The 16,106-nt window shown below is 56.2% G+C and carries 12 protein-coding genes; 3 read left to right on the forward strand and 9 right to left on the reverse strand.

The genetic code is table 11. The annotated features are described in order from the left end of the window. Positions 1–78 precede the first annotated feature (78 nt). The 5 genes from H6815_08615 to H6815_08635 all read right to left on the reverse strand — a co-directional run bounded on the left by H6815_08615 (position 79) and on the right by H6815_08635 (position 8,114). Positions 79–2,502: a hypothetical protein gene (locus H6815_08615; protein ID MCB9860504.1), complete on the reverse strand. Its 2,424-nt coding sequence runs from the start codon at positions 2,500–2,502 to the stop codon at positions 79–81. A 299-nt stretch (positions 2,503–2,801) separates the two neighbouring features. Then, positions 2,802–4,514, reverse strand: a complete 1,713-nt coding sequence (gene rho, locus H6815_08620; GenBank protein MCB9860505.1) for a transcription termination factor Rho — start codon at positions 4,512–4,514, stop codon at positions 2,802–2,804. Between the two features lie 420 nt (positions 4,515–4,934). After that, entirely contained in the window at positions 4,935–6,089 is a 1,155-nt protein-coding gene (locus tag H6815_08625; GenBank protein ID MCB9860506.1) for a dephospho-CoA kinase, read from the reverse strand. After that, a complete protein-coding gene (locus H6815_08630) occupies positions 6,086–6,727 on the reverse strand; it encodes a hypoxanthine phosphoribosyltransferase (GenBank protein MCB9860507.1) in 642 nt (213 codons plus the stop codon). The genes H6815_08625 and H6815_08630 overlap by 4 nt, the downstream gene beginning before the upstream one ends. Before the next feature lie 106 nt (positions 6,728–6,833). Then, the gene (locus H6815_08635) at positions 6,834–8,114 is read right to left on the reverse strand and encodes a choice-of-anchor B family protein (protein ID MCB9860508.1); all 1,281 of its coding nucleotides are present in this window, start codon (positions 8,112–8,114) and stop codon (positions 6,834–6,836) included. A gap of 380 nt (positions 8,115–8,494) precedes the next feature. Between H6815_08635 and H6815_08640 the strand changes: the two genes are divergently transcribed. Next, entirely contained in the window at positions 8,495–9,325 is an 831-nt protein-coding gene (locus H6815_08640; protein ID MCB9860509.1) for a hypothetical protein, read from the forward strand. 123 nt (positions 9,326–9,448) lie between these two features. Here H6815_08640 and H6815_08645 read toward each other — a convergent pair whose 3' ends face one another. From H6815_08645 to H6815_08655, 3 genes are all read right to left on the reverse strand, one after another. Further along, the gene (locus H6815_08645; protein MCB9860510.1) at positions 9,449–11,005 is read right to left on the reverse strand and encodes a carboxypeptidase M32; all 1,557 of its coding nucleotides are present in this window, start codon (positions 11,003–11,005) and stop codon (positions 9,449–9,451) included. 35 nt (positions 11,006–11,040) lie between these two features. Then, positions 11,041–12,309, reverse strand: a complete 1,269-nt coding sequence (locus H6815_08650) for a hypothetical protein (protein ID MCB9860511.1) — start codon at positions 12,307–12,309, stop codon at positions 11,041–11,043. A gap of 120 nt (positions 12,310–12,429) precedes the next feature. Further along, positions 12,430–13,155: a 16S rRNA (uracil(1498)-N(3))-methyltransferase gene (locus H6815_08655; protein ID MCB9860512.1), complete on the reverse strand. Its 726-nt coding sequence runs from the start codon at positions 13,153–13,155 to the stop codon at positions 12,430–12,432. Positions 13,156–13,357: 202 nt separating this feature from the next. Here H6815_08655 and H6815_08660 point away from each other — a divergent pair, with 202 nt between their 5' ends. Then, positions 13,358–15,016 carry a hypothetical protein gene (locus tag H6815_08660; protein ID MCB9860513.1) on the forward strand — a complete coding sequence of 553 codons (1,659 nt, stop codon included), beginning with the start codon at positions 13,358–13,360 and terminating at the stop codon, positions 15,014–15,016. Between the two features lie 16 nt (positions 15,017–15,032). On the opposite strand, the gene H6815_08665 is transcribed toward H6815_08660, so the two are convergent. Beyond that, positions 15,033–15,458, reverse strand: a complete 426-nt coding sequence (locus H6815_08665) for an HIT family protein (GenBank protein ID MCB9860514.1) — start codon at positions 15,456–15,458, stop codon at positions 15,033–15,035. Between the two features lie 53 nt (positions 15,459–15,511). Between H6815_08665 and H6815_08670 the strand changes: the two genes are divergently transcribed. After that, entirely contained in the window at positions 15,512–16,075 is a 564-nt protein-coding gene (locus H6815_08670; protein MCB9860515.1) for a DinB family protein, read from the forward strand. The last annotated feature ends 31 nt before the right edge of the window (positions 16,076–16,106 follow it).

A 16,106-nucleotide genomic window follows, 5' to 3' on the forward strand; every position in this document is an offset into this window, starting at 1 on the left:
GCGGTGAGATCGGTGCGTGCGCACTCCAGCGTTCGGCTGATTGTGTGTGATCCGGGATGGAGGCTGATTATTCACAACCTATCGGATGCCGAGTGCGGACTCACGACCGACAACATAACCACCCCGGTGCTGCTGCAAGCGAGTACGATGCGCTGCCGCAACACGCTGCAGTTCGGCGTTATCAGATGCAAGAGATCTTGTGATCGACCGGTCGTCCTCGAAGTTTGCGCGTGTGAGCATAATGACTGCGAGCACACGGGGATCATTCTCGTTCTCCTTCACGAACTGATCGAACTGCCTGATAGAATCAGTACGGAGCACACGTTCCGAAGGGATCGTAAACAGCACGGAGCATCGATCCTGCCACGACATCGTGGGATACCTCTCAAGAAGTATCTGTCCCAAGGCGTCGATGTGTTCCTTGGTTGGAGGGCCGAGAGCAATCGGCGGACCGGAGATGCGCGATCGTATTGCAGCCAGCACCGTTGGAACAGAATCCATATCACCAGCACGCAGCCGTTCCAGGATAGCGTCAAATCCCAGAAGCGCAGTGTCGAGTGCAGGTCGTCTGACAATGTCAGTTTGCGTGCTCAGGGACATGGGTGATTCGCGAAGATTTCCCTGCTGATCAATCGCAGGACTGGTGAGCACTCTCCATCGAGTTCGCGTCGTGAGACTTGCCCCTGTGTCGATGACCCAGCCCGCCCATCCAATTTCAGGCCAGACTTTGATTGTGATTGACTCGCCTGGCAGCAGCTTGAAACGTCTGTCAAGTGAAAAGCCAACGGGTGCCTGAGAGGCGGCACTCGGTTGCATACCAACCTCTGTTCGAGCGATGAGTGACAACCCTGAGCGGACAACGGCGTCCGAGCCAACACCAAGCGCAATGTCACCGACATTCTGGAGTGACAGTTCCACTTCTACGGGCTCGAGAGGCAGTGGGAGCAGCTTTGCGGGCTTTGCTGTGAGGCGAAGAAATCGTCCAGGCGCCTGCACAAGCTCGTCAACCCACTTGGGGATTGAGTTGTACAACGTATCAAGTGCCGAGGCATATGGTGTCAGCGGAAGGGTTGCGAACTCGGGATGTTCCTGCAGCAGCATCGTACGAGCCCAAGCGCCCGGAAGTGATGCGGGATTGCCAAGCGCTGTGCGCGTCAGCAGTGTGTTGCGAAGCTCGGTGTGATCGCCACTACCAAGCTGATCAACTGCAAAGACAGTGATGATCGCTGCGTACGCAAGTCGTTCTCGATGAGGTTCAAGGAGTGCAACGGCATCATTTGGCTGCCCGTTCCGCAGCAGGGCAAGAGCGTTACAAAGCAGGACATAATCGTCCAGTTGTTCATACGCTGCAGCAGAAACGACAACTGCGTCATGTTCAGCAAGTGCCTGCTCAACCCTGGAACCAACGAGCAACTGTGCGAAATGGAGGTCAAGTCTGGCTTTGACAAATGCACCAACGATCTGCTGCAACTGCTCCGGTGTAGCAGGCTGCTTTGTTTGCGGGAGGGGCTGGCCTGACTGCGCGGCGTTGATCTGTCTTTGTGCCAACTCTGCGAGCGCTGTCAGCGATCCGATCGCATCATCCACACTTGCGCCGTCTCCGGCAACTCGTGCAGCAACTGCTCGAAGAATCTCTTCCTCGGGTGTGAGTGTGATGTACTTCGCATCAATCGTCTGTTCTTCGACGGCCAGCAGGGCGAGCTGCTGCTGACGAATGGATGCGAGTCTGCTGTTCGAGAACGTAACGAGCGATCGTGCTCCATTGACCTGCCATTCCATAACTTGTCCGTGGACCAGAACATCTGTCGTAACAGCCTGCCCAAAGGTTTGCGAGAGTGCCATGCCCTTGTTGATCGCGTCGATTGCTGCGTCAAATGATCCGACAGCAGTAAGCTGGTTTGCGAGCATGTAGCGTACTGCCGGGTTCAGTGGATCAGCAAGAAGAAGGTTGATCAGCAGATCCAGTTTGCCTACCGGATCGTCAATGAGTGACGAGTAATATGTTTGCGCAACAAGAGCAGCATCAATGTGTGTTGGATCTAGTTCGAGCGATTGTTTCAGGCGTTCGGCAAACCCGTCAATATCACCATTGTCACGCAGCATGATGGCAGCCTCAAGTGCGAGACGACTTCGTACCTCAGCGGCAATCTTTGCCCTTGCGCTCTCGGTATCGAGCAAACGCGCGTATGCTGCTTTGCGCTCTTCCACAGTTTGCATCGAGCGCAGATTTGCGCGGATCAGGTGCAGTTGCAGCACTGTGTCCGTAGGATCAAGTTTCAGGAGTTGCCGAGTGAGTTCAAGCTCTAGCTCGAACTGGCCCGCCGCGGTTGCCGCTCTGAGACGTCGACGGAGAATGGTCTCATTGTCGGGAGCGAGTTCCTGCGCGATACCAAGGACGTATGACGTGATGATCTGATCTTCAGGATGTGGGGATGATGTCAGACGAAGATCAATCTCGGCAAGCCTTGTCAGGCTGATACCAGCAAACATATCAGATGTCATCCCCTGATATAGAGATGATGTCGCTTGCCCATGTTCCTGTTCAGCACGCGGCCTTGGTCGCTCTTGTGCCAGGGACGGTGTCGCGAAAACTGCAATACAGGTCGCCAGAAGTAGACGCGCAGTTATTGCGCGAATGCGAAGAGTTGGTGTAGGCTTTCCGGAGCGGGGTTGTGTCATAACGGTCTCTGCATCGGCCGAAACAGGCTGAGAGGTTCGAATTGCCGGGATCACGAGAAGGTATTCAGGAATACGGGCTTGAGATGGCACATGTTCAGTTGGCACGACTCCGAGACGCTCGTCTACCCAAGTGACATGGTCATCAGGAACTCGGCGTTGGTTTTGACCTTGCTCAAGCGGCTTTTGAGCATTTCCATCGCCTCAACCACGTTCATGTCGCTGAGCACCTTGCGGAGCCTGTAGACCAGTTCCAGCTCTTTCGGGTCCATGAGGAGTTCCTCGCGGCGGGTGCCCGATGCTGCAATGTCAATGCACGGGTAGATACGTTTATCCATCAGTTTGCGGTCGAGGTGGAGTTCTGAGTTGCCGGTGCCTTTGAACTCCTCGAAGATCACCTGGTCTGCCTTGGACCCAGTGTCGACAAGGGCGGTACCGATGATGGTGAGTGAGCCTCCGCCCTCGATCGCGCGAGCCGAGCCGAAAAACTTCTTGGGGCGCTGGAGCGCATTGGAATCGATACCGCCGGTCATGATCTTGCCGGAGTTCGGCTGTTCGGCGTTGTAGGCCCGTCCGAGACGTGTGATCGAGTCGAGCAGGATCACAACGTCATCTCCAAACTCCACCATTCGCCGCGCTTTCTCGATAACCATCTCAGCGACCTGCACGTGCCGCGTCGATGGCTCGTCGAATGTTGATGCAACAACCTCGACACCCTTTGCGACGTGGCGTTTGAAGTCGGTGACTTCTTCCGGTCGTTCGTCAACCAGCAGCACAATGATCTTGACATCGGGATAGTTCTTGCTGATCGCCTGCGTCATCTTCTGCATCAGCACGGTCTTGCCTGTGCGTGGTGGTGCAACGATGAGTGCGCGCTGTCCTTTTCCAATTGGAGCAACAAGATCGATGATGCGGCACTCGATACTGTCGGGTGTTGTTTCGAGGACAAACCGTTCCTCGGGATGCAGAGGCGTGAGATCCTCGAAGGGGACGATCTTGCCAACTTCTTTATGTGGCTTGCCGTTGATGGTGTCAACACGGAGCAGCGCGAAGTAGCGTTCGCTTTCTTTCGGCGGACGGATGAGTCCCTTGACAACCATGCCACGACGAAGCCCGAACCTGCGCACCTGTGAGGGCGAGACATAGATGTCGTCAGGGCTGTGGAGGTAGCTGGATTCTGGATTGCGCAGGAATCCAAATCCATCCTGCATGATTTCCAGCGTTCCCTCGCCCATCATCAGGCCCTGCGCGGCAGCACGGGCCTTCAGAAGCGTAATGACCAGTTCATGGCGGGTCAGTTCGGCGTCCTCTTCGAGTCCTTCTTTCTTCGCAAGCTGGCGAAGATCATCCATGTCCATCTTCTGGAGCATGTTGACGTCAAGCGCGTCCGTCTCTCCTGACCCTGCGGCAACGATGCGCTCGATCTCGGCTGCTTCGCGCTCGAGTTCCTCATCCGATGGCAGACGCGAGTAATCGATCGTGGGTGATCGCATGCTCGGGCGCTTGGGACGCATGTGCTGCTGCTGCGGTCCGCGATTGGTGTTCTGTCCGTTTGGTGGTGCACCATTCGGCGTTTCAGCGCTGTTGCGCTGCTTATTACGACGACGACGACGGCGGCGGCCTGTGTTCACCCCTTCTGAAGATTCCCCATGAGAACCATTGGTGTCAGCACCTGCATCGTGTGCAGGTACCGGCTGCTCCTGAACAGCCGCAGCCTTGGGCTCGGGCTTTGACTCGACCACTGGGGTCTCGGATGCTGATAGGTCAGCATCGCCCTCGGCCTTCTTGGTGCTGCGTTTGCGAGTGGTTTTTTTCTTTGTTGTTGTCGTACGAGCCATGAACTTTGCTCACAGAATGGACCGCGAACTCGCCCTGCAAGGGGCGACAGAGTTGCGATGTCTGCATGGGGTTCGAATGCTTGCGAAGAACACGCAAGCCACATCATGACAAAGCGGATCGGAACCATCCAGCGCTGCCGCGTGAATCAGGTCGCGGCGTGCCCGTGAGAGCACAAAGAAACACGCTGATGGAGGAAAAGGATATTCGCATCGCACCCTGCGTCTGCGAACGGCTGAATCCTACGCCCCGCAACTGCCCGAGGCGAGACTGGGAATGCCCAGCAAATCGACAAACCACTGGCTGGGACGAAAGTGCGTTCTCAGCGTGATAATGGGGGTTGCCTGCGTGTATTTCCAACTGCGGGCTATTCTCCGATCGGATCAACCAGTAAGTCGGCTTGATTGTTCCCGCATTGAATTTTAGCTCTTGGTCGCTGCCAATGCTTTCAGCACGCGTTCAGCTGCGTGCCGCAGGTCTGTTTGAGTTACATGATCCGAGTTCTCAATGACAAATCTGCATCGTTCGCGCTTCTGTTGAAGTGGCATTTGAGCGGATTCACGTCGGGCAAGATCGTCCTCGGTCCAGTGACGGGATCGTTTCACGCGCTCAAGACGTGTTTCTTGCGGGCAATCAACGAAGACGACCGCATCGCATTCCTTGTCAACTCCTGCCTCAAAGAGCAGCGGTGCATCAACGACAACTGCACGAGCTTGCGATTCTGCGAGAAGTGCCGCACGGGCTTTGTGCAGCTTTGGGTGGATGAAGTGTTCAAGCCGCCGTCGCTGTGTTTCATCATTGAACACAATCGCTGCGACAGCTGCGCGGTTGATTGTTCCGTCCGATGCGAGAATGTCCTTTCCCCACCACGAGACGAGTGTGTCGATGGTTGATTGCTGTGCGAGCATCTCGCGTGTCTGTGCATCCGAATCTGAGATCACACACCCCAGATCTGCAAAGGCTCTCGCAACGGTAGACTTGCCCGAACCGATACCACCCGCAAGCCCGATGACAGGTGGTCGCTTGTGCGTCGTGGGTTCTTGTGCTTTGGCGCTCATTAAGACAACAGTACGGGTTCCTGTGCCCATCATTCTTCGCAACGCACGTTCAATCCGCTGCCATGAATCAAGACTCCGCAGCGTGACTGTTCTTCCTGATGCGGTTGAGACAGTGACGCTCGCAAGCCCGAAAATACGTTCAAAGACGGATTGTCGAGACACCACATCCTGCATCCGGTCTGTTGGAACGGCGACATGTACTCGTCTTAGAACCCCAGCCGAGAGTCGCAATGTCCCCGAACTGAACTCGTACCTGATACAGAGCCAGCGAAAAAGCGTATACAGCAGCACGCACGCGCACGCAACAATCAAAGTGACGTGGAGCTTGCTCCGCAGTGAGGATGGACTTCCAAGTTCATCGAGTTGCTCCATCTGATTTGTGAGTTGTGGAACGAGTCGCAAGCATGCGAAGCCGATCGCGTAGCACACACAAGTGAGAAACCATTGTGCAAGCAGCCATGCTGCAGCGGGCCTTGTCACCGCGCGCACCCCCGCCAGTCGCGCGGTGCGATTGCTCATGACGAGGTATCCGATGTTGCGCTGTCAAGAGAGGCAAAGTTGTCTGGAAGCCTTCGCACTTCCGGGAGATTTCGAAACCTGTCGGCGAAGTCGAGCCCGTATCCTACGACAAAGACATTTGGGATCTCGAATCCAACGTAATCCGCGTGGATATCTGCTGCACGCTTGGCGCCCGGCTTATCCAGCAGCACGCATGTGCGCAGGCTTGCTGGTGATTGCTGCGATATCAGCGTGCGTACCAGTTCGAGTGTCCTACCCGAGTCGAGCACATCGTCAATGACAAGCACGTGTGCGCCGCCGAGATTGCTCGGCAGTTCGCTCTGGAGTGTGGCGCCGCGCGACTCCATCGATGTGCCTGGATAACTCGTGACACCGACAATGCCAATGCTCATGTCGATCGGCATTGCTCGGATCAGGTCTGCTGTGAACACCATGGCGCCTGTCATCACGGGCACAATGACAACCGGGCCGGGCGTTCTTCCAACATCCTGAGCGATGTCAGTTGCTACCTGCCTGCCAAGATCTTTCACACGGTTCTGGATCTCATGTGCAGGAATCAGCACAGTGCCGAATCCATTGCTGTGGGCATCAACAGCTTGGTGAGGTTCTGGTGAAGGGGTTGTCTCGTCAGCAGACATTGTGATCGCAAAGCATACACGATTCAGCCTGTTGGTTCGATCGTGAAAAAAAGAACACCCCGAACCGTGAACAGCCCGGGGTGCTGGGAAGTAGCAGATTTTTATTTTACTTGGCGATGCTGGAGACAGCGACCGCCTTGGCGTCGCTCAGGGCATCAACCTTCAGAACGAAGAGTCCTCGCTCGATATCGGACACGATGACTGTGCCTGACGGGAAGAACGGGTACACGCTCCATGCGCCGTTGAACTGCGCCTTGTCATTTGAGGGGTAAGAATCGAAGTAAGCGATCTGGGTCGGCTCAGCCGGGTTTGACGCATCAAACACACGAAGCCCGGAGCGGTAGTTCGCTTCAAAGACCAGACCATCTCTTACATATAGATTGTGGTCGATCGCATCGACACCGGAGGAGAAGTTGCCGACGAACACCGGATTCTCAACGTCTGAGACGTCAAATACACGCGTGCGGGTTGTGTACCCGTATGCCTCTTCGTCAAGTTCGTCGTTCACATAGAGGTACTGCTTGTCCTCGGTCAGCCAGCACTGGTGAGAGTACTGGTCATTTTCCCAGAATCCTGTGCTGATGGTGTGCATGTTGTTTTTGTCGGTGACGTCAACGATGCGCAGACCCGTGTCGCCCGAGCCGTTACCGAAACCACTCGCACAGAACGCGATCTCACGACCCGCGAACTTGCCTTCTGTATAGGAGACAATCTGTGCATCGTGGACGTACATGTCTGACCACGCGCCGACGATGGTTGGATTCTCGGGGTCTTCAATGCTGAGTGCGACGAGACCGCCATTAGCGAAGTTGGCACCGCACAGATACAGGTAGCCTGAATCTGTGTTTGCAGCGATATTGTGTGTTGTGGAGTGGCCTGCCTGCGACTTGTTCTTGACGTGGCGAACTTCTCCATTGTCAATGTTGGACAGGTCAACGACCTGCACGCCAGCGCCACCCTCGGACACGCCATAGGCGTAGTGGCCGACAACCTTGATGTCGTGCCAGACGCTGGAGGGACCTTCAACGTAGCCGACGATCACGGGTGCATCAGGCTGGGTGATCTCAACAAACCCAAACCCTTTCTCAAGACCCATGATCGCGTATTCGCGACCGGATGGCGAGACGTATCCCCAGCAGTCGTTGCCTGCAGCGTTATCGTTGGGGAACGAGTTCAGGGGAAGCCACGCAAGAAGTTCGGTGTTACTTGCAGCAAACGCTTCTGCGGGCTCATCATCAAATGCTGCACGGAACATCGGTGCATGCACAGGGCGCTCACGCGCGAGCAACTTCTTGTTGCCGTCATCCGCAGTCGAAGATGTGACAAACGTGCCGCCTGCGAGAACCGCGAGCAGGGCAGCGGCGGAAAGTGCGTTGCGTGTCTTCATGTGCATCGTCCTTTCGTGATGCGATTGCGTGTGGGCCGGCTCCGGTCACTCTTTGTGGGGAAATCAGCTTCACTGTTCCATATATCGTCCGACAGATTGTACGACTGAGGCGAACTGCCGCAATCGATACGACCGGAATGGGCAGAGCCGGAGAAAGCCCATCCATACATGAGTATAACGGAACATCGGAACAGTTGCAGCCGAAAATTTGTTCCAGACCTCGGTGTCATGAATATGCTGACGTTTGATTCTGGAGTATCGGATCGGATTTTCCGATCAAATACCAAACATTTCGGCGTCGCTGTTTGTGATATGACGATTCAGTCTGTCTGCTGCATCAGAAACCAAAGGTGACCAACGATCGCCACTGGAGTGCGTTCATGATGACAAAGTTTTCCACATTGCTGAAACGCAGCGTTGCCCTCAGCTTGGTTGCGATGGGACTCGGTGCTGCGTTGCCGCAAACAGCTCAGGCGCAAGGCGGGCTGTTCCTGATTGATGACAGCTTCCAGCCGCATGTGAAGGTGTCTTGGCCGACGATCGATGGCGAGGACATCGTGATCGAGCGCGACATGCCGTACGCCGGTGCGACGGACCTTGTCGATGTTGGGCACAACATCCGCTTCTACACCACAGTTGGTGGCACGCGTCTGACCAGTGGCGCGGGACATCCCGATGGCGCAATTGTGCGAAGCGGTTTGTACAAGGTCGATCCGGTCAAGCCGTTGTTCGAACGCATCACCGAGGACGGAGTTGTCACGATCGAGATGTCCAACGTGAAGTTCAATCAGCCTGCAGGGCCGCATGAGGGCACGGTGCTTCACCATCTCAAGTACACGCTTGCAGATATTGCGTCGTGCGGGCTCTCGGCGAGCGCGATGGATCAGTACAACACGCAGGATCCAAAGGACACGATGAAGGACAAGATCTCTGACGTGAATGGCAGGCTTGGTGCGCTCGATGGTGACACAAGCAAGGGGCACGGGTCCGCGAAGCTCACACTGGAAGATGACGGCACTATTACCTGTGTCGTGAAAGTTCCCTACGCGTACTTCCGTCATGTGCGCGATCCGTGGCAGCGCACAACGCCAGGCACGTTCTTTGAGCCGTACCACTTCCACGTGGAGTTCGAATCGCTTCCCACGAAGGTGCTGAAGGAACTCGAAGCGGAAGAGGCAACGCGGGACGCAGATACAACAGCCGAGTCGTAACTTTCACTCTGATAACGCGCAAACAAGTCAGCCCGCATCTTCACAACTGTGTGTCGATGCGGGCTGTTGTGTTGGGGTTGCTCGAAGTGCATGGCACAACGAGCGATAGCTGCAGATATTGCTTCACACGCCGTAAATTGGGCGGAGTTTTCCTTCCAGATGGCGCAGGAGCGGATCGGCTGAGAGCGGTTTGCCCGTGATACGCTGGCATAACTCAGCAGCCGGATACTGGCGCCCGTACTGGTGGATGTTGGATTTGAGCCAGTCGCGGAGTTCGAGCATCTCGCCCTTTGCGATCTTTCCTTCGAGATCGGTGATCTGTTCCTTCGCGGTCTCCCAGAACTGGGCCGCGTACAGGTTTCCGAGGCAGTACGTTGGGAAGTACCCCATCAGTCCGAATGCCCAGTGCACATCCTGCAGGCATCCGCGGCGATCGTCGGGCACCTCCAAACCGAACATCTCCTTGAAGGTTGTGTTCCACACGCTGGGGACATCGGTTGCTTTGAGTTCCTTGCGGAACAGTGCGCGTTCGATCTGGAAACGCAGCATGATGTGCAGATTGTATGTTGCTTCGTCTGATTCAACACGGATGAGCGACGGCGTGCATGTGTTCGTCGCGCGGTAGAGCTGGTCTGCAGAGTACTTTGTCAGCGCATTGCCCATGATGAAGTTCGCGTGCGGAAGCACCCACGACCAGAACGCGTGCGAGCGACCGACGAAGTTCTCCCACATGCGTGATTGCGACTCGTGGATACCCATGCCCGCGTCTTCAGCGAGCGGGCGCCCGTGGATCGAGCCGTATGCGTCTGACTCGAGCTTCGGCAGGCCCTGCTCATACAGCCCGTGCCCGCCCTCGTGCATGGTGCCGTAGAGCGCGTCGGTGAAGTGTTCGTCGCGATACCGCGTCGTCAGGCGTGTGTCGCCCGGCGCGACACCCGAGCAGAACGGATGTGTTGTGGTATCGAGTCTTCCCGCGTCGAGATCGAATCCCATGGCGCGGAGCACCAACTGCCCGAACTCGTGCTGGAGATCCGCATCGATCTGTGTATCGAGCATGGACGTGTCGGGTGGCGTGCCATTAGAGGTGAGGTCGCCAATGAGCGCAGCGAGCTTGCTTCGCAATGGTGTAAAGACCGCCTCGATTTCCTTCGCGGTTGCGCCGGGCTCGTACTCGTCAAGCAACGCGTCGTAGAGTTCGCCGCCAGCTGGCGCGCCGTAGCACTCCGCCTTGCGGATAGAGAGGTCGGTCATCTTCGTCAGCCACGGCGAGAACATCGCAAAGTCGGACTTCTGACGTGCGACCTTCCAGACCTCTTGCGATTGCGAGCCGACCTTGGCCAGTTCCTCGACGAGGTCAGAGGGCAGCTTCGTTGCAAGGTCGTAGTCGCGCTGCATCTCGCGCAGATCGGCAGCGATTCGTGCGTCGCTCGTGACAGCTTCGTCTTGTGCGCACGTAGCGAGCAGCTCGCCGATGCGAGGATGTGTTTTCTTCTCGTGCGCGAGCTTGGCGAGATATCCGGACTGCTCAGCGCGGTACTCGTGCCCGCGTGGTCGCAGATAGGTCTCCTGGTCCCATGACACGAGTGCGCCGATGGACCGAATAGCTGCGATCTCGTGCATAAGATCGCAGAGTTCCTTGAACGATGTTGAAATCTGTGTTGGTGCAGCGGTGGGGGACATGTGTTTCCTTACGTATTGCGTTGTTTGGTGTGGTTTCAGTCTCTGCCGAGTGCGTGCTGGAGTGCGATGAGCGAGTACGACGTGATGAGCACGGGGTCGTTCTCCATCCACCGGTCATCGACGACCTTGAATGAACCGTCAGCTTCCTGCATCGATGCAAGCTGGTTGATCAGGTCAACGCGCCAGTCAACACGCGTTGCAAATCCCTCGTCGTCGGCGACATCCAGCATGGGCTGGCCGTACGCGTGCAATGCGCGAGCGAGCATGGTGTAGTAGTAGTACTGCCCCTCGGTGCCGATGCCGGGGTTCTCTTTCATCGTGTAGTTCTTGCAAACCCAGTTGTGTGCTGCGATCACGCGAGGATCGTCGCGTGCAAGGTCTGCGTAGAGATAACTCTTGAATCCCGCGTACGTCATGGAGCCGTAGCACCGGAGCTTCGATTCGACCGTGCCATCCGAGAGCGATTCCTCGATGGTGCCAGCCTGCGACTGGCCGAGCCCGATCGTTTCCTGATTCTCTGCAGTAGCGTAGATAAAACCGCCCTGCGATGAGCCGTCGGCATACGGCTGATCGTTCGTTGTGTCGTTCATTTGCACGCGCTGGAGGAACACGATTGCGCGCTGCATGAATGGATCATCCGCGGGAATGCCCGAGTCGTGCATCGCCTGGATCGCAAATCCGAGATTGGACAGATCGGGCCTGCCGTGCCTGCCATATCCAACGCCGCCGTAGAACGGATGATCGCGTGCAACTGCGGAGACCTCGCCCATCGCAGCGTTCCCGTCTGCGCCTTCCCAGTACTGGAGCGTGCGGATGAACTGTTGAGCCGGCGAGATGAGTTCATCGATGCGCGGTTGCTTGAAACGTGCGAGTGCGCTCAGGCAGATGGATGTGTTGTACTGCGGCAGGATCTTGTCGTAGAACCCGCCATCGGGCTGATGCGTGGAGAGGATGTAATCGATCCCGCGCGAAACCGAAGGATCGAATCCGTCGATATTCGGCGACATGCTCATGCCGGTGATGACGAGTGCTGTGATCGCGGGGAAGTTGGGGCCATTCGGGTTGATTCCCCAGCCGCCGGTTGCCTCATCCTGCTTTGTGCGCAGAAACGCCATTGCTTTGTTGATGGTTTCGAGAGCCCTTGCCTCGACATCCTTCGGGAGCTTGTCACCCATCATGAGTGTGCCATCGGAGTTCTCTCCGATGGCAATGGGGTCTCTGTAGGCGGGCGCATCAGGCGCGAACTGGGCGGTTGCACACTGGCAGATGAGCAGTGCTGCGACACATGGTGTGGTATATTTCATGTCGTACCTCCTGGAATCCTTGCGGGAACTGGTCAAACCCACTTCGCACGAGTGTGTATTCCGCACGGATGCTGCGAACACTTTACGCACCGATTTCACTCAGCATTTCACAAGGCGTGTTTATAGTCTGTGATGGTCGAGGATGATGGCTGACGCGGCAACAGCAGCGGTTTCGATCCGCATGATGTGGTGTCCAAACGACACGACAGCCCAGTTCTGCTCGCGTGCGTACTGCAGTTCCCGCTCGTCCCATCCGCCCTCGGGGCCGATCAGCAGCACGATGGGATGTGATGTATTCGGTGGTGCGATGTCCGCGTAGCAAGTTCCGGATGCGTCAGCAATGACAATGTGCGCATCCGGGAACGTATCTGCGACGTCCTCGAACGCGAGCAGGTCACCGATGTCCATGAGCCACGGCCTGCCTGACTGTTTGCAGCTTTCTTCAGCGACGCGACGCAGGCGGTCGAGCTTTCCCTCGCGAGGCTCAACGACTGTGCGGATGCTGACGAGTGAGTGCCAACTTGCAACTCCGACCTGACTCAATCCGTCGATCATGTGCTCGAGTCGATCGCCCTTTGCGCCTGCTGCAATAACATGCAACTTCGGTGTGAGCCGCTCGTGCTGCGCGATGTGCTCGATCTTTACGTCAACAATCCAGCCGAGTTTCTTGTCCTTGATGATCTCATGGATGACGCACTGCGCGATTGTGCCTGCACCATCGAGCAGTTGCACCACGTGACCGACTTCGAGGCGCTTCGACCGCACCGCGTGCTTGGCTTCGTCGCCCTCGATGCGCACAACAGCGCCGGGCTCGTGTGGGAAGGTTGGTAGCAGGATTGAATGCATGGGTGGATTTGTGAGCAGGCAATATATGCGCATTGCCCCGCAGAGCAGCATGGTTTGGTGCAGTTGTTGCGTGTTTCTGATCGGTTTGCAGGGGTTGCGCTGTGATTGGGACGTTGCGGTCCAGTCGGGTCAGACCTCAGCCGATGCAGATGCAGCGGATTCGGCGGAGTATCGCTGAGCCCTGTTCACATCGCAGGAGCCAATGGCAGAGCACAAGAAGGACCAGGTCAATCCCGATCTCTCCGCAGCGGATGCAGCGGATGATGTCTCGCACGCTGGTGATGACGCGATCGATGCGGTTGACGAGGTGAGTCGCGTTGTCGATGAGATGTCCAAAGTCACAGGTATGATGGATGGGCTTCTGTCGGATGACTCACCTGTGCCCAGTTCAACAACAACCGATGCGAATGCTGGAAACACCGCGTCAGACAATATCGAGGAACTGCTGAAGGACACAAGTCTTGTTGCAGATCCAACGGCAGCCAACAACAACGATGCCGAATCGATCGATGATCTGCCAGAGCTACTTGGTGATCTTGATGCAGAAATTGCAGAGGCAGAAGCAAGCATCGGCGAGCTTCTCGACACGCTCGAATCAGTTGGCGATGCTGGCGAATCAACGCAAACGTCCGAAGCATCAGAACGTACCAGCACGACGGACCCCGAAACATCGGTCGATCCGGATCTTGTTCCTGCATCAGAGAGCGAATCGCTTGTTGCAGAGGCCGCCGAAGCGCAGGAGTCCTTGAGTACTTCAGACGCAGCCGCAGAGTCAGTATTGGATGGTTTCAACGAAACCGGGAATCTGGATGACGCGCAGGCTGATGGTGTTGATGAAGGGCTGGAATCAGTTGAGTCATCGGATGTGCAGAATGATGATGGTGTAAGTGAAACACAACCAGACCTTGCAGAACTGGATGGTGCAGACGATCCGGAACAGCAAGAGAGTTTCAAAGAATCTGAAGATGCCCAAGATCTCGTCGAAGCAGAGCCTGTCGAAACGGCTGCAGATATGGGTGCTGACCCTATTGATGAAGCGTCAGCACTTGAGAATACAGAGGAGTTTGATGATTCATTCGACGACGTATCTGAAGATGCTCTTGCAGAAGTAGAAGCAGAGCTTGTCAGGGCTCCTGAGTCTGCTGATGAGATCGCGGCTGCACTCGCAACACACGCGGCACCCGATGAGTTGGATTCACTCGATAGCGAGCTTGCCGAACTCGGCGATATGCTGCTTGATGACAACTTCGGCCAGCCCGAACCTGACCCCGAGCCGGAGTTGGAGGCAGTAGAAGAAACTGTCCAAGATGACATTGAAAACGATTCGGTCGAAGAAGAGCCGGAACCAGAACCGGTTGATGAGACTCCCGAACCAGAAGACGTGGCCGTTGATGAGCCAGCACCAAAGCCAAGGCGAGCGCCAAAGCCGAAGCCACAACGAGTTGTGCCTGCTCAAACACCGAAGCAACAGCGCAGGAAGCTGAAGGAGCTGTCATACGAGGAGATTCTCAGTCACGCAAAGAGCACGGTTATTGCATTCCTGAAGCACGCAAGGGATCATGCGATTCCGATGCTCAAACGAGTGTGGGGATCCTTGTGTGCAAAATCGCCGGTTGTTGTCGCATGGTGTGTGCAGAAGGTATCAGATGCTTCGCAGTTTGTGACAGCGAAGCTTGATGCGCGATGGCCGATTGCACGCAAGGCTGTTGGCTCAATGGCTGTTGCAACATTTATCTATGCGGTTCTTTTGTGGGGGTACGTGCTGTTCGTCCGCAAGCCAGTGCCGCCACAACCGAAACTCGAGCCAGCAACGGTGGACGTCGAGCCGTCGAACCGTCTGGGAACACAGGAACCGAGCTGATCGTCGAGCGAACTCACTACGAGAGGAGCAGATTACGCATCGTCTCAGCAAGCTTTCCAGCAGCATCATGATCGATCTTGTTTGGTACCCACGTGACTCCCAATCCGCCATCGGTCCGCATCGGGAATCGGGGAATGATGTGAAAGTGAACATGCATCACTTCCTGATGTGCATCCCTGCCATTGTTCTGCAGGATGTTGTATGCGCTTGCGCCGGTTGCCTGCATGACAGCGCGGCAGATGCGCGGGAGGACGCGACCGATCGCAGCAGCAGACTCATCTGAGAGCGCATCAAGTGTTTCAGCGGGCTCTTTTGGAATAACCAGCGTGTGCCCCTCCGAGAGCGGGCCGATATCCAAGAACGCGAAGACCTTGTCGTCCTCGTACACCTTGTGCGATGGGATGTCGCCGTTGATTATCTTTGTGAAGATGGTATCTGCCATGCGCAAGTATACGGATACAGTTCGGCTGATGTGCGTGTCGAGAGGAGATGCAGATGACACTCGAAGCAACTGTCCGCCAATCGATTCTGAGCCAGTTCGAAGCAGCCCTGGCGATGTTCGACGAGTGCATTCGCAAGTGCTCAGCCGAGCATTGGGACATGCTGATCGCGAAGTACCCGTTTTGGCAGGTCGCGTACCACACGCTGTGCTTTGTGGAGTGCTATCTCGCGCCGAGCAACGAGGTGTTCACGAAGCGTGTCGAGGATAGGGTTGCTGCGAATACGCGAGGCGAGAATGTGCCAGACTTCCAGCCTGCTGGTATGAAGGAACTCGAGGACGAATACCCAAGTCGCCGGATGACGCAGGAGGAGTTGCTCATCTACTTCGCCTTTTGTCTAGAGCAGGCGCGGATGGTGCTCGGAAGTGAGAGCACGGAACAACTCGATGCGCCGTCCATGTTTCCATGGCTTGCCATGAATCGTGTGGAGACCCACATCCACAACATCAGACACATCCAGCATCACACGGGTCAGCTTGGAGTTGCGCTCAGAAAGGTCGGCGTGAAAGTCGGCTGGACAAAGATGGGGTTCGAACCACCCAGGTCTTATGGCGATTGACGCAATACGACAGGGTATATCTGACTCGATT

The sequence above is a fragment of the Phycisphaeraceae bacterium genome (genome assembly GCA_020639155.1).
GTDB lineage: Bacteria > Planctomycetota > Phycisphaerae > Phycisphaerales > UBA1924 > JACKHF01.

Excerpts from the sequence above, each read along its gene's own strand:
- H6815_08660 (MCB9860513.1), top strand. The coding sequence starts at position 13,358 with ATGGCAGAGCACAAGAAGGACCAGGTCAATCCCGATCTCTCCGCAGCG.
- H6815_08635 (MCB9860508.1), bottom strand. The coding sequence starts at position 8,114 with ATGAAGACACGCAACGCACTTTCCGCCGCTGCCCTGCTCGCGGTTCTC.
- H6815_08665 (MCB9860514.1), bottom strand. The coding sequence starts at position 15,458 with ATGGCAGATACCATCTTCACAAAGATAATCAACGGCGACATCCCATCG.
- H6815_08630 (MCB9860507.1), bottom strand. The coding sequence starts at position 6,727 with ATGTCTGCTGACGAGACAACCCCTTCACCAGAACCTCACCAAGCTGTT.
- H6815_08655 (MCB9860512.1), bottom strand. The coding sequence starts at position 13,155 with ATGCATTCAATCCTGCTACCAACCTTCCCACACGAGCCCGGCGCTGTT.
- H6815_08625 (MCB9860506.1), bottom strand. The coding sequence starts at position 6,089 with ATGAGCAATCGCACCGCGCGACTGGCGGGGGTGCGCGCGGTGACAAGG.
- H6815_08670 (MCB9860515.1), top strand. The coding sequence starts at position 15,512 with ATGACACTCGAAGCAACTGTCCGCCAATCGATTCTGAGCCAGTTCGAA.
- H6815_08645 (MCB9860510.1), bottom strand. The coding sequence starts at position 11,005 with ATGTCCCCCACCGCTGCACCAACACAGATTTCAACATCGTTCAAGGAA.
- H6815_08615 (MCB9860504.1), bottom strand. The coding sequence starts at position 2,502 with ATGACATCTGATATGTTTGCTGGTATCAGCCTGACAAGGCTTGCCGAG.
- H6815_08650 (MCB9860511.1), bottom strand. The coding sequence starts at position 12,309 with ATGAAATATACCACACCATGTGTCGCAGCACTGCTCATCTGCCAGTGT.
- H6815_08640 (MCB9860509.1), top strand. The coding sequence starts at position 8,495 with ATGATGACAAAGTTTTCCACATTGCTGAAACGCAGCGTTGCCCTCAGC.
- rho (MCB9860505.1), bottom strand. The coding sequence starts at position 4,514 with ATGGCTCGTACGACAACAACAAAGAAAAAAACCACTCGCAAACGCAGC.